Genomic DNA, 12563 nt, shown 5'->3' with positions numbered 1-12563 from the left:
GCCCAAACCCGTCCGGCCGCGCGCGCAGCGGGAAAGCTAGCATCCCTGTCATGCGCATCGGCGAACTCGCACGGCGGGCAGGGGTCAGCGAACGATCCCTGCGGTACTACGAGCAGCAGGGCCTGCTGGTCTCCGAGCGCACCCCCGGCGGCCACCGCGACTACCCCGACGGCGCGGTCGACCGGGTCATCCGCATCCAGGAGTTGTTCGCCGCCGGCCTGCACAGCAAGAAGATCGCCCGCATGCTGCCCTGCATGCGCGACACCGACGGCGGCCCCGCCGAGATCGCCACCGCGGCGCTGGTGGAGGAGCTGACGCTGGAGCGCGACCGGATCGACCGGATGATCGCCGACCTGGTCCGCTCCCGCGAGGTGCTCGACGACGTGATCACCGCCGCCGCCGGAAACGGTTAGACCACGCTTGCCGTAAGGCGTCTTCCCCCTTACCTGGTTGAACTTTGAAGCGTCACGATCCGTGCCGGGGATGTCCCATAGTCGGATGGGAGGAACCTTCCCATGCGCAAGCACCTGGCTGTCGTCGGATTCACCGCCGCGGCAGCCGTACTCGTCACATCACTCCCGGCGGCTGCCGCGACCGCGGCCCAGGACCATCGCCCCAGGGTGGTCAAGCTGTCCGGCAAGCAGGAAGTCCCCGGACCCGGTGACCGCAACGGCTCCGGGTTCTTCGCCTGGCGGGCGCACCACGGGCGCCTCTGCTACCGGCTGGCGGTCCGCAGGATCGGCACGCCCACGGCGGCCCACATCCATCAGGGCAGGAGAGGGGTGGCGGGCGCGATCACCGTCGCGCTCAAGACGCCGGCCGACGGGTTCTCCCGGGGCTGCGTCAAGGCGGTCAAGCGGCAGAACGCGGCCAATGCGGCCACCACGCTCACGTTCGCCGAATTGCGGGCCATCAGGAAGTGGCCGCACCGGTACTACGTGAACGTGCACAACAAGAGGTTCCCGATGGGCGCCATCCGCGGGCAGCTCTGAACCCCTGCTCCAGCTCCCCGGGGCGGCCGGGGAGCTGGAGCCCGTTCACTCCGCGGCCAGTCGTTCCGCCTCTTCGTGCAGCGCCGTGATCAGCAGCAACTCCAGGCGCAAGTCGCTCAGCTCCGGCGCCGCGAGGCCGTCGAGCACGCTCATGCGGGCCTCCCTACGCTGAGAGACGCCTCACACGTCACAGAGGTTTACGCGGGGGGCTCTTTGAATCGCTCCCAGGCCGACTGCCTGGTCATGCTGAGCGATGCGCCGATGCGCTCCCAGCTGACATTGCGGGAGCGCAGGTGGTCTACCCATTCGCGCAGATTGTCGTTGATCTGAGCCTGCACGGCCGCGATCTTCGGTAGGTGGTCGAGGATCTGGTCGTCGGTCATCGTCTCCCACATGGGCAGACGTGGTTCGGTGTGCTCCACGGATCTGTCCGCTTCGAGGACGTCGTTACACAGCCCCACGCATTCGTCGCAGATGTGCACACCGGGCCCGGCGATCAGCTTGGTGACCTCGTTGGCGTTCTTGTGACAGAACGAGCACCGCAGGGACTCTTTCCAGTCAGGCATGGCCTGACAGTAGACCGTCAGGCGGCTCCTGACAAGTCGGTGCTGTCGAGAAGCGCCTTGCTCTCCTCGCGAATCCTGCAGCAGAGGGTGACGTAGGCGTTGAGTACCTTGTCGTAGAAGGCCCGGGCCTGGTCGACCGAGGCGCTGAGCGCCACGATGCGCTCGATGTCGCCGTGGCGCTCGGCCTCGGCGAGCATCAGCCGCGCGTCCAGCACGATGTCCTCCGCGCGGACTCTGGTACGGCGCAGCAGTTCTGAGCACTCGTAGAGTTCCTTCAGCCGGGCCGAAGCGATGATGTCCTCGGCCGCGTAAATCACCTTGGCATGCGCCACGAGCTGCTTGTGCAGTTCGTTTCCCATAACCTGCCACCTCCGGATCAAGGCTGCCTGAGTGTAGACGCGTCTCGGGAACGCGCGGATCACCGGCGCCGGCCGGGGGTAGGACACTGTTCCCTGCAGGGTGGTCTTTATCCTCCGAGTGGGAAAACCGCGTCCCTGAACGGAATTCGATGCTCTGCATAGCCGCTCATCAGGCGGTTTAGTCCGAAATATGGGTTTGTGGGGTTCAGAAAACCCCGGTACGAAGACGCCGGATCGCCCACACGACGGCCGCCTCTGGTCACATACTGAAACGGAATGCAAGCGGAATGTGACGGCTGAGGGGCGCGGCTGTGGCTGATACGACAACGGGGTGCGACGAGGATGCGGCGGACGTCAGCGTCATCATCCCGGCCCACAACTGCCGGCCGTACCTCGACCGCTGCCTGACCTCGGCCCTCATCCAGCGCGTCAAGAAGGAGATCGTCGTCGTCGACGACGGCTCCACCGACGGCGGCGCCGAGCTCCTCGACCTCTACGCGGCCTACCACCGCAACACCGTCAAGGTCGTCCACCAGGAGTGCTCGGGCGGCGCCGGCCGGCCGCGCAACGTCGGCCTCGAGCACGCCACCGGCCGCTACGTCTTCTTCTGCGACGCCGACGACTACCTCGGCGCCGAGGCGCTCGAGCGCATGGTCGCGATGGCCGATCGCAACGGCTCCGACATCGTCCTCGGCCGCATCGTCGGGCACGGCCGCCGGGCGCCGGTCTCGATGTTCCAGCGCAGCGCCGACCGGGTCGAGCTCGGCGAGAGCGCCGTCTACAACAGCCTGAGCTGCTTCAAGCTGTTCCGCCGGGAGATGCTGGAGCGCCACTCCATCCGCTTCGCCGAGGACCAGCTCATCGGCGAGGACATCCAGTTCTCCGTGCACGCCTACTGTCACGCCGAGGCGATCTCCGTGGTCGCCGACTACGACTGCTACCACCTCACCGCCCGCCCCGACGGCAGCAGCATCATGCAGCAGCCCGGCAGCCGCGACCCCATCGCCTGGCTCACCATGATCCGCGGCCCGATCGAGCTCATGACCCGGCACATCCCGCCGGGACCGCTGCGCGACCACCTGCTCAGGCGGCACTTCAGGCTCGACGCCTTCGCCCAGCTCGGCCTGCCGTTCCTGGAGGCCGACGACGTGCGGCGCAAGGACATCGCCGCCGAGGTGGCCGCCCTGTGCGACGAGTTCCTCACCCCGGGCGTGGCCGAGCGGCTCCCCAGCACCGACCGCCAGCGCCTGGCCGCCCTCGGCGACGTCGAACGGCTGCTGCGCCTGGCCGACATCGAGAGCGCCACCGTGCTGCGCCGCCTCACCGGCCTGCGCTGGGAGGATGAGAAGCTCCAGGTCAGCGGTACGGCACGGCTCGACGGCATGCGCGACGGCGACGCGCTCTCGGTCGTCCTGCGTGCCCGGCACGACCCGGCCAACGAACTGGTGGTGCCCGCCACCTGCGACGGGCCCGAGTTCAGCGTGCTCATCGACCCGGCCGCACTGACCTCCGGGGTGTGGGACGCCTACGTCGCCGTCGAGCTGGAGGGCGTGACCCGGCTGGGCAGGCTGGGCGCCGACCGCGACGGGGGCCTGGCCAGGCCCTCGCCCCGGCTGATCGGCAAGGTGGTGGCGCTGCCGTACTTCACCAGGGACAACGGCAACCTCAGCCTCGACGTCGGCGGGCACGTGCTGGCGGTGCCCGGCAGCGTGCGCATCACCAGGACCCGGTGGGGGCTGGGGCACCGGCTGCTGCTCGACGGCGAGGTCACGGTGGGCGGGGAGGCGCCGGAGGCGGGAGCCATGCGCCAGCTCGTGTGGCGGGAGCGGCGCACGGGCAACGAGCGGATCGAGCGGGTGACGGCGCTGCCCGGCGGCGCGTTCGCCGCCCGCCCCGCGGTGGGCCGCTTCTCGCCCGGCACCTGGGACGCCTACCTGGAGCTGGAGCTGGGCGGGCCGCCCGCGCGCTTCCGCATCGAGACCGGCACCGTGGGCGTGCCGGCGGCGCGGCGGTGGTGGCAGGCGGCGGTGCTGCGGACGGTCCGGCCGTACGCGACGTCGGGCAGGGGACGGCTGAGCACGGTGGTCAGGAAACTGACCCCGCGGGCGATCGTCCGGAGAATTCTCCGCTAGATGCCATCTATGTGCAGGTGCAAGCCGATGTCCTATCGTAAGGACGAATCGCCCCTTACGGAGAGGCAAGGCCCGTGCACGTTCCCGATGGCTTCTTCAACGCGGCCGTCTCCATATCCGCCGGGGTCGTCGCGGCGGCCGGAGTAGCGGTGTGCCTGCGGGGCGCCCGGCGCGAGCTGGACGACCGCACGGCGCCCATGGCCGGACTCGTGGCGGCGTTCATCTTCGCCGTCCAGATGCTCAACTTCCCCGTCGCCGCCGGAACCAGCGGTCACCTGCTCGGCGGCGCGCTGGCCGCGATACTCGTCGGCCCCTATACCGGAGTCCTGTGCGTGGCCGTGGTGCTGCTCGTGCAGGGCCTGTTCTTCGCCGACGGCGGCCTGACCGCGCTCGGCGTCAACATCACGATCATGGGCATCGTGACCGTGCTGGTCGGCTGGGGGGTCTTCCGGCTGGTCACCCGCATGTCCGCGAACAAGGCGATGATCCCGGTCGCCGCGTTCCTCGCCGCGCTGATCTCCGTGCCCGCCTCCGCGCTGGTGTTCACGGCGTTGTTCGCCATCGGCGGCACCGCCCCGATCGAGGTCGGCACCGTCGCCGCGGCGATGGGCGGGGTGCACCTGCTCATCGGCATCGGCGAGGGGCTGATCACCGCGGTGACCGTGGGCGCCGTCCTCGCCGTCCGTCCCGACCTGGTGTACGGCGCGGCCGGGCTGGCCAGGCCGCTGCTCCTCCGGGGCGCCGACGGCACGACCACCGAGGTGGCCGCCAAGCCCGCGGCGCCGGTCACGTCCGGAGTGGGCCCGTTCCTGCTGGGCGGCCTCGGCGTCACCGCGATCCTGGCCGGTGTCGTCTCCTTCTTCGCCTCCGCCTCGCCAGACGGGCTGGAGCGGGTGGCCGAGGACAAGGGCTTCATCGACCAGGCCACCGACCACGTGTTCGGCACCTGGGCGCTGGCCGACTACGGTGAGGTCGGCGGGATCCCGGTGGGTGTCGCGGGCATCATCGGCGTCGGGCTGACGCTGCTGGTGGGCGGTGGTCTCGCCTACGCGGTGCGCAAGCGCAGGGAGAGGGTCGAGGCGTAGGCATGGGCGCGGGGCACCATCACCAGCTCTACCGGCCGGGCGCCTCGCCGGTGCACCGGCTGCCCGCCCAGTGCAAGCTGCCCGCGGTTCTCGCCTTCGCCATCGTGGTGGTGGCCACGCCGCGCGAGGCGTTCTGGGCGTTCGGCGGCTACCTGCTGCTGCTTGCCGGGGTCGCGGCCGTGGCGAGGGTGCCGGTGACCTATGTCGCCCGCCGGATGGTGATCGAGCTGCCGTTCGTGGTGTTCGCCTTCCTCATCCCGGTCATCGGGATGGGGGAGCGGACCACGGTCCTGGGGCTCTCGCTGAGCGTGCCCGGCCTCTGGGCGGCCTGGAACATCCTGGCCAAGGCCACGCTCGGCGTCATCGCCTCGATCCTGCTGGCCGCCACGACGGAGCCGCGGGCCATCCTCATGGGCGCCCAGCGGCTGCGGGTGCCGCAGTTGCTGGTGCAGATCGCGATGTTCATGCTCCGGTACATGGACGTGATCATGGACGAGATGCGGCGGATGAAGGTGGCCAGGGAGTCGCGCGGCTTCGTGGCACGGGACGTCCGGCACATCCCGGTCATCGCGCGCTCGGCCGGCGCCCTGTTCATCCGCTCCTACGAGCGGGGTGAGAGAGTGCATCTGGCGATGCTGAGCCGGGGGTATGACGGGCAAATGCCGGTTCTTCAGGAAATTTCGGCGGATATTCGGCAGTGGGGGATCGCCCTGAGCCTGCCCGCCGGGGCGCTGGCCGTACTGGGAGTGGCAGCACTGTGACGACCTCGCTGGAAGTGCGCGACCTCGCCTACGCCTACCCCGACGGGACGCAGGCGCTGTTCGGCGTCGACCTCACCGTCGCCCGCGGCGAGCGCGTCGCCCTGCTCGGGCCCAACGGCGCCGGCAAGACCACGCTCGTCATGCACCTCAACGGCATCCTCACCGCCGGGCACGGCAGCGTCACCGTCGCCGGCACGCCCGTGCGCAAGGACACGCTCAAGGAGATCAGGCAGCGCGTCGGGCTGGTCTTCCAGGACCCCGACGACCAGCTGTTCATGCCCACGGTCCGCGACGACGTGGCCTTCGGGCCCGCCAACGCCGGGCTGCGCGGTGAGGAACTGGAACACCGGGTCAAGGACGCGCTCGACCGGGTCGGCATGCTGGAGGCCGCCGACCGGCCGCCGCACCACCTGTCCTTCGGCCAGCGCCGCCGGGTCGCCGTCGCGACGGTCCTGGCCATGGAGCCGGAGATCCTCGTCCTGGACGAGCCGTCGTCCAACCTGGATCCGGCCGCGCGCCGGGAACTGGCCGAGATCCTGCGCTCGCTGGACGTGACCGTGCTCATGGTGACCCACGACCTGCCGTACGCGTTGGAGCTGTGCGAGCGCTCGCTCATCCTGTCGGACGGCGTGATCGCCGCCGACGGCCCCACGCGGACCCTGCTCGCCGACGCGGACCTGCTCGCCGCGCACCGGCTGGAGCTGCCGTACGGCTTCGCTATACCGGTGGAACGTGGATGACGATCAGGCGGTCGTCCGCGGTCAGGGTCTGCGCCCTGGGATCGGCGTAGGCCAGCACCTCGCCGCCGCGGACCACCGCGATCACCATGCCCTCGCAGTCCCTGGGCGAGCCGCCGGCCTCCTCCTCGGTGACCCCGCGCTCGTACAGGTCCAGGCCCTTGCCGTAGACGAGGAAGTCCTCGATGAGCGCGCTGACCGCCGGGCTCTGCGTGGCCACCCCGAGCATCCGGCCGGCGGCTTCGGACGAGGTGATGACCACGTCGGCGCCGCTCTGCCGGACCAGAGGGTCGTTCTCGGCCTCCCTGACCGAGGCGACGATCGTCGCGCCGGAGTTGAGGCTGCGCGCCGTGAGCGTGACGAGGACGGCGGTGTCGTCGCGCTGGACGGCGATGATGATCTGGCTCGCGGTCGCGACGCCGGCGCGGTTGAGCACGTCGCTGCGCGTGGCGTCGCCCACCACGCCCGCGAAGCCGTCCACGGCCGCCTCGTCCACCGCGCTCTGCCGCGGGTCGACGATCACGATCGAGTCCTTCTCGCGCTCGTTCTCCAGCAGAGCCCGTACGGCGGCGCGGCCCTTGGTGCCGTAGCCGACGATCACCGTGTGGTCGCGCAACCTGGACCTCCAGCTTCTGATGCGGATGGACTGGCGGGTGCGCTTGGTCAGCACCTCCAGCGTGGTCCCGACCAGGACGACCAGGAACGCGATGCGCAGCGGCGTCACCGCGACGATGTTGATCAGGCGGGCCTGGTCGGTGACGGGGGTGATGTCGCCGTAACCGGTCGTGGAGATCGACACCGTCACGTAGTAGAGGGCGTCGAGGAGCGAGACCGCGCCGTCGGCGTTGTCGCGGTAGCCGTCGCGGTCGGTCGCGACCAGCAGGAACATCGCCAGCAGGAACCCCAGGGCGAGCGCCATCCGGCGGGCGACCGCGCGCAGCGGGCCGACCGGCGGAGTGGGCAGGAGAACACCCAGCTCCGATTCGTCCCTGCGCATGGGAGTGATCGTAGTTTGTGCATGCCCGCTAATCGGGGATGTCGAAGTACAGTGGCTCATCGAGGAGGGGCCGAACATGAAGCTGCGGCTTGCGCGACACTCGATGGGCGACGCCGTGGTGGTGGCGGTGGAGGGTGAGCTCGACCTGTTCACCGCGCCCTTTCTGCGGGACGAGGTGCGTGACGCCATCAAGCAGGACAGTTCCCGGCTGGTGCTCGATCTTCAGCAGCTGTCCTTCATGGACTCCAGCGGGCTGTCGGTGCTGATCGAGGCGTGGCGGCTGGCCACCGGCGAGGGCGGCGGCGTGTCCCTGGCGGCGCCGCAGGCGCCCGTGGCCCGCATCCTGCGCACCACCGGTCTCGACCGGCGCATCAAGGTGTACACGGACGTGGACAGCGCCGTCGGCGGCATGTGACGAGATTTAACCCACCCCGAGTAGAACTTCATTCGGTTGTCGAGTTAGGGTCCGGGATATGGACGTCAACGGATCAGCAGCAATCATCTCCGGCGGGGCCAGCGGCTTGGGCGAGGCGACCGCCCGCGAGCTGGCCGCCCGCGGGGCGACCGTGGTCATCGCCGACCTCAACGAAGAGCGCGGCAAGGCCATCGCCGACGAGCTCGGCGGGATCTTCGTCAGGACCGACGTGTCGGACGAGGAGCAGGTGCAGGCGGCCGTGGACGCCGCCGTCTCCACCGGCAAGCCGGTCCGTGTGATCGTGAACAGCGCCGGCATCGGCTGGGCCGAGCGCACGGTCAACCGGGAGGGGGCGCCCCACGGCCTGGCCACCTACCGCAAGGTCGTCGAGGTCAACCTCATCGGCACGTTCAACCTCATGCGCATCGGCGCGGCGGCCATCGCCAAGACCGCGCCGGTCTCCGAGGACGGTCACCGGGGCGTGGTCATCAACACCGCCTCGGTCGCGGCGCTGGAAGGCCAGACGGGCCAGCTCGCCTACTCCGCCTCCAAGGGCGGCATCGTGGGCATGACGGTCCCGGCCGCGCGCGACCTGGCGGCGATCGGGGTGCGGGTCAACACGATCTGCCCCGGCATCATCGACACCCCGATCTACGGCTTCTCCCCGAACTCCGAGGAGTTCAAGGCCAAGCTCGTGGCGCCCGTGGTCTTCCCCAAGCGCATGGGCCGGCCCGACGAGTTCGCCCACCTGGTCCGCTCGCTGATCGAGAACGACTACATGAACGCCGAGGTCATCCGCTTCGACGGCGGCATCCGCTTCCAGCCCAAGTGAGGTCGCGTGTCCGAGTCTGAGGTTCTCGTCGAGGAAGCCGGCAACGTCGCCGTCATCACGATCAACCGCCCGCAGGCCCGCAACGCCGTCAACGGCGCGGTGGCCCGCGGGATCGCGGCGGCGCTGGACGAGCTCGATGCCCGCGCCGACATCTCGGCCTACATCCTGACCGGTGCGGGAGGGTACTTCTCCGCCGGCATGGACCTCAAGGGCTTCATGGCGGGCGACTTCCCGGTCGTGGAGGGCAGGGGCTTCGGCGGGCTGGCCGAGGCGCCGCCGAAGAAGCCGCTGGTCGCCGCGGTCGAGGGGTACGCGCTGGCGGGCGGCTTCGAGCTGGCGCTGTCCTGTGACGTGATCGTGGCCTCGGAGGAGGCCAAGTTCGGCCTGCCCGAGCCCCGGCGCGGCCTGGTCGCGGGCGCCGGCGGCGTCATGCGGCTGCCCCGGCGCATCCCCTACCACGTGGCCATGGAGATCGCCCTGACCGGCGATCACTACCCGGCCGCGCGCCTGTACGAGCTGGGGCTGGTCAACCGGATCACCCCGGCGGGCGGGGCCCTGGAAGGGGCGCTGGAGCTGGCCGGGAAGATCGCCGCGAACGCCCCGCTGGCGCTGGCGGCGACGAAGAAGGTGATCATCGACTCGCAGGACTGGTCGCTGGAGGAGATGTTCGCCAAGCAGAGCGCGATCGTCGGGCCGGTGTTCGCCTCCAAGGACGCGATGGAGGGCGCGATGGCCTTCGCCGAGAGGCGCACTCCCCACTGGAAGGGCGAGTAGGGCGGGAGGACCCAGGGCCCCCATTCGCAGGAAACGCGAAGGGGGCTCCTCAGCGCGTGCACGAGAATTCCTGCGTACGGTAAAAGAGAAGTCATTCGACCCGCAGGAGCGCGCATGAACGACCAGCCCGACGGACGGTCTCGCTTCCGTGGCATGCTCGCCGAGGCGGCGGGCGCCGTGATCTTGCTCGTGGTCGTCCTGGCCGTCATGTGGGCGCTGGAGGTCTTCGACTACCTGCTCCCGCTCCACCTCGACCAGTACGGCATCCGCGGCCTGGACCCCTCCGGGCTGGCCGGCATCCTGTTCGCGCCGTTCCTGCACGTGGGCTTCGGGCACCTGATGGCCAACTCGCTGCCGCTGCTCATCCTGGGCTTCCTGGCGGGGGTGCGCGGGCTGGGCAGGTTCCTGGCGGCGACGCTGATGATCATCGTCATCGGCGGGCTCGGCACGTGGCTGACCTCGCCCGGTGTCATCGCGGTCGGCGCCAGCGGCGTGATCTTCGGATATTTCGGCTATGTCGTGGCACGCGGGATCTTCGATCGCAACATCCTCGACATCGTCATCGCCGCCGGCGTGGCCATCGCCTACTACTCGATGCTGCTCGGCGTCCTGCCCAACCAGCCCGGCATCTCCTGGCAGGGCCACCTGTTCGGGCTCATCGCCGGCGTGGTGGCGGCCTGGGTGCTGCGCCGCCGTACCGCGAAACCGATCACGGCCTTCTAGGTCACGGCCTTCTAGGTCACGGCCTTCTAGGTCACGGCCTTCTGGGCGTGCGTGCGCTCGGCCGGTGAGGAGACCAGCAGCCGGTCGATCCACGCCAGGCCGATGGCGGAGAACACGAACGCCAGGTGGATGATGGTCTGCCACATGATCTTCTCGTTGGGGATCTCCGCGGCCCTGATGAAGGTCTGCAGGAGATGCACCGAGGAGATGCCGACGATCGCGGTGGCCAGCTTGACCTTCAGCACGTTGGCGTTGACGTGGGAGAGCCACTCCGGCTCGTCGGGGTGGTCGTTGAGATCGATGCGGGAGACGAACGTCTCGTAGCCGCCGACGATCACCATGATGAGCAGGTTGGAGATCATCACCACGTCGATGAGGCCGAGCACCGAGAGCATGACCGTGATCTCGACGCCCGTCCGGCCGGTGAAGGTGTCGCCGATGAGGTGCCACAGCTCGACCATGAACTGCCACACGTAGACGCCCTGCGCCACGATGAGGCCGAGGTACAGCGGCACCTGCAGCCAGCGGCTGGCGAACATCAGATATCCCAGGCTCTTGGGCCGCATGGGAAGGGACGTCACTCCGTAAACCCCCGTCACGTGCGTATCAGTTCTCGCACAACTTTACGGAATTTCCACGATCCTGGCCGCCACGGGGGATTTCCGGCAAGAATGTTTCCTGTGGCAACACTGGGATCCCTGGAACGCGCGATCATGGACGTGCTGTGGGACGCCCGCAAACCGCTGCTCGTCAGGGAAGTCCTGGTCAGGCTCAGCGAGGATCGCGCGCTGGCCTACACCACGGTCCAGACCGTGGCCGAGCGGTTGCTGAAGAAAGGGCTGCTGGTCCGCACGCCGTACCGCAACGCCTTCAGGTACGCGGCGGCGCACAGCAGGGACGAGCACCTCAGCCGGCTCATGCTCGAAGCCCTCTCGGCCAGCACCGACAGGCTGCCGGTGCTGGCGCGGTTCGCGCAGAGCGTCGAGGAGGCCGACGCGCTCGCCCTGCTGGAGGAGCTGTCCAGGAGGACGGGTCAGAGCCGCTCGACCACGTAGTCGACGCAGGCCGTCAGCGCCTCGACGTCGGCCGGGTCGATGGCCGGGAACATCGCGACGCGCAGCTGGTTGCGGCCGAGCTTGCGGTACGGCTCGGTGTCGACGATGCCGTTGGCGCGCAGCGTCTTGGCCACCTCGGCGGCGTCCACGTCGTCGCTGAAGTCGATCGTGCCGACGACCTGCGAGCGGAACTCCGGCGCGGCGAACGGCGTGGCGAACGACGCCTTCTCGGCCCAGGTGTACAGGCGCTGGGCGGAGTCGGCGGTGCGGGCGGTGGTCCAGGCCAGGCCGCCGTTGGCGTTCATCCACTCGATCTGGTCGGCCAGCAGGAAGAGCGTGGCGACCGAGGGCGTGTTGTAGGTCTGGTCCTTGCCGGAGTTGTCGATGGCGACCGGCAGGCTGAAGAACTCCGGCACGTAGCGGCCGGAGGCGGCGATCTCCTCGACGCGGGCCAGGGCGCGCGGCGACATGACGGCGATCCACAGGCCGCCGTCGGAGGCGAAGCTCTTCTGCGGCGCGAAGTAGTAGACGTCGGTCTCGGCGATGTCCACGGGCAGGCCGCCGGCGCCGGAGGTGGCGTCCACGAGCACCAGCGCGTCGTCGCCGCCCACGCGCTTGATCGGCATGGCGACGCCGGTGGAGGTCTCGTTGTGGGTCAGGGCGTAGACGTCCACGCCCTCCTCCTCGACCGCCGCGGGGTGGGTGCCGACCTCGGACTTGACGATCGTCGGCGCGTCCAGCCACGGCGCCTTGCTGACGACCGCGCCGAACTTCGAGGAGAACTCGCCGAAGGACAGGTGCTGCGACTTCGCGCGCACCAGCCCGAAGGCGGCGATGTCCCAGAACGCGGTGGTGCCGCCGTTGCCCAGCACGACCTGGCAGCCCTCGGGCAGCGAGAAGAGGTCGGCCAGGCCGGAGCGCACGCGGCCGACCAGGCTCTTGACCGGCTTCTGCCGATGGGAGGTGCCCAGCACGCCCGCACCGGCGGAGGCGAGCGCGGCCAGCTGCTCGGGGCGAACCTTCGAGGGCCCGCAGCCGAAGCGGCCGTCGGCGGGCTTGATGTCAGCGGGAATCACGATGTCAGCCACCTGCCCAAGCGTACTGAGCCGCCTGCGGTGACTCGGACCGGGTCCGA

The 12563-nt window shown here is 69.7% G+C and carries 16 protein-coding genes; 11 read left to right on the top strand and 5 right to left on the bottom strand.

Features of this window, described 5'->3' with window-relative positions:
* The first annotated feature begins 50 nt into the window (after positions 1-50).
* Positions 51-413 carry a MerR family transcriptional regulator gene (locus FVE25_RS51320; RefSeq protein ID WP_157254708.1) on the top strand — a complete coding sequence of 121 codons (363 nt, stop codon included), beginning with the start codon at positions 51-53 and terminating at the stop codon, positions 411-413.
* Between the two features lie 102 nt (positions 414-515).
* The gene (locus FVE25_RS51315; protein ID WP_157254707.1) at positions 516-992 is read left to right on the top strand and encodes a CHRD domain-containing protein; all 477 of its coding nucleotides are present in this window, start codon (positions 516-518) and stop codon (positions 990-992) included.
* Between the two features lie 197 nt (positions 993-1189).
* Here the strand turns inward: FVE25_RS51315 and FVE25_RS57290 are convergent, their stop codons facing one another.
* Positions 1190-1558, bottom strand: coding sequence for a ClpX C4-type zinc finger protein (locus FVE25_RS57290; RefSeq protein WP_157254706.1), 369 nt, complete (start codon positions 1556-1558; stop codon positions 1190-1192).
* A gap of 17 nt (positions 1559-1575) precedes the next feature.
* Positions 1576-1917 (bottom strand): hypothetical protein, encoded by a 342-nt coding sequence (locus FVE25_RS51305; protein WP_157254705.1) that lies wholly within the window; start codon positions 1915-1917, stop codon positions 1576-1578.
* 311 nt (positions 1918-2228) lie between these two features.
* Between FVE25_RS51305 and FVE25_RS54185 the strand changes: the two genes are divergently transcribed.
* The 4 genes from FVE25_RS54185 to FVE25_RS51285 all read left to right on the top strand — a co-directional run bounded on the left by FVE25_RS54185 (position 2229) and on the right by FVE25_RS51285 (position 6635).
* The gene (locus FVE25_RS54185; RefSeq protein ID WP_181019982.1) at positions 2229-4049 is read left to right on the top strand and encodes a glycosyltransferase family 2 protein; all 1821 of its coding nucleotides are present in this window, start codon (positions 2229-2231) and stop codon (positions 4047-4049) included.
* Between the two features lie 74 nt (positions 4050-4123).
* Positions 4124-5134, top strand: a complete 1011-nt coding sequence (locus FVE25_RS51295; RefSeq protein ID WP_157254704.1) for an energy-coupling factor ABC transporter permease — start codon at positions 4124-4126, stop codon at positions 5132-5134.
* Between the two features lie 2 nt (positions 5135-5136).
* Positions 5137-5895, top strand: coding sequence for a cobalt ECF transporter T component CbiQ (gene cbiQ, locus FVE25_RS51290; RefSeq protein WP_157254703.1), 759 nt, complete (start codon positions 5137-5139; stop codon positions 5893-5895).
* The gene (locus FVE25_RS51285; RefSeq protein ID WP_157254702.1) at positions 5892-6635 is read left to right on the top strand and encodes an energy-coupling factor ABC transporter ATP-binding protein; all 744 of its coding nucleotides are present in this window, start codon (positions 5892-5894) and stop codon (positions 6633-6635) included. The genes cbiQ and FVE25_RS51285 overlap by 4 nt, the downstream gene beginning before the upstream one ends.
* On the opposite strand, the gene FVE25_RS51280 is transcribed toward FVE25_RS51285, so the two are convergent.
* Positions 6613-7629 (bottom strand): potassium channel family protein, encoded by a 1017-nt coding sequence (locus tag FVE25_RS51280; protein WP_219826020.1) that lies wholly within the window; start codon positions 7627-7629, stop codon positions 6613-6615. The two genes, FVE25_RS51285 and FVE25_RS51280, sit on opposite strands and share 23 nt — an antisense overlap.
* A gap of 76 nt (positions 7630-7705) precedes the next feature.
* Between FVE25_RS51280 and FVE25_RS51275 the strand changes: the two genes are divergently transcribed.
* The 4 genes from FVE25_RS51275 (at position 7706) to FVE25_RS51260 (ending at position 10373) form a co-directional block, all read left to right on the top strand.
* Positions 7706-8044, top strand: coding sequence for an STAS domain-containing protein (locus FVE25_RS51275; protein WP_157254700.1), 339 nt, complete (start codon positions 7706-7708; stop codon positions 8042-8044).
* Between the two features lie 58 nt (positions 8045-8102).
* Entirely contained in the window at positions 8103-8876 is a 774-nt protein-coding gene (locus tag FVE25_RS51270) for an SDR family NAD(P)-dependent oxidoreductase (RefSeq protein WP_157254699.1), read from the top strand.
* A 6-nt stretch (positions 8877-8882) separates the two neighbouring features.
* The gene (locus FVE25_RS51265; protein ID WP_157254698.1) at positions 8883-9650 is read left to right on the top strand and encodes a crotonase/enoyl-CoA hydratase family protein; all 768 of its coding nucleotides are present in this window, start codon (positions 8883-8885) and stop codon (positions 9648-9650) included.
* 114 nt (positions 9651-9764) lie between these two features.
* Positions 9765-10373, top strand: a complete 609-nt coding sequence (locus FVE25_RS51260; protein WP_157254697.1) for a rhomboid family intramembrane serine protease — start codon at positions 9765-9767, stop codon at positions 10371-10373.
* Positions 10374-10399: 26 nt separating this feature from the next.
* On the opposite strand, the gene FVE25_RS51255 is transcribed toward FVE25_RS51260, so the two are convergent.
* A complete protein-coding gene (locus tag FVE25_RS51255) occupies positions 10400-10939 on the bottom strand; it encodes a TIGR00645 family protein (protein ID WP_157254696.1) in 540 nt (179 codons plus the stop codon).
* A gap of 114 nt (positions 10940-11053) precedes the next feature.
* Here FVE25_RS51255 and FVE25_RS51250 point away from each other — a divergent pair, with 114 nt between their 5' ends.
* The gene (locus FVE25_RS51250; RefSeq protein ID WP_219826019.1) at positions 11054-11428 is read left to right on the top strand and encodes a BlaI/MecI/CopY family transcriptional regulator; all 375 of its coding nucleotides are present in this window, start codon (positions 11054-11056) and stop codon (positions 11426-11428) included.
* On the opposite strand, the gene serC is transcribed toward FVE25_RS51250, so the two are convergent.
* Entirely contained in the window at positions 11407-12516 is a 1110-nt protein-coding gene (gene serC / locus FVE25_RS51245; RefSeq protein WP_157254694.1) for a phosphoserine transaminase, read from the bottom strand. The two genes, FVE25_RS51250 and serC, sit on opposite strands and share 22 nt — an antisense overlap.
* Between the last annotated feature and the right edge of the window lie 47 nt (positions 12517-12563).

This window comes from Nonomuraea typhae, from assembly GCF_009760925.1.
Taxonomy (GTDB): domain Bacteria; phylum Actinomycetota; class Actinomycetes; order Streptosporangiales; family Streptosporangiaceae; genus Nonomuraea; species Nonomuraea typhae.
Note: the sequence above shows the minus strand (reverse complement) of the source record. Positions and strands in the feature narration are given on the sequence as shown.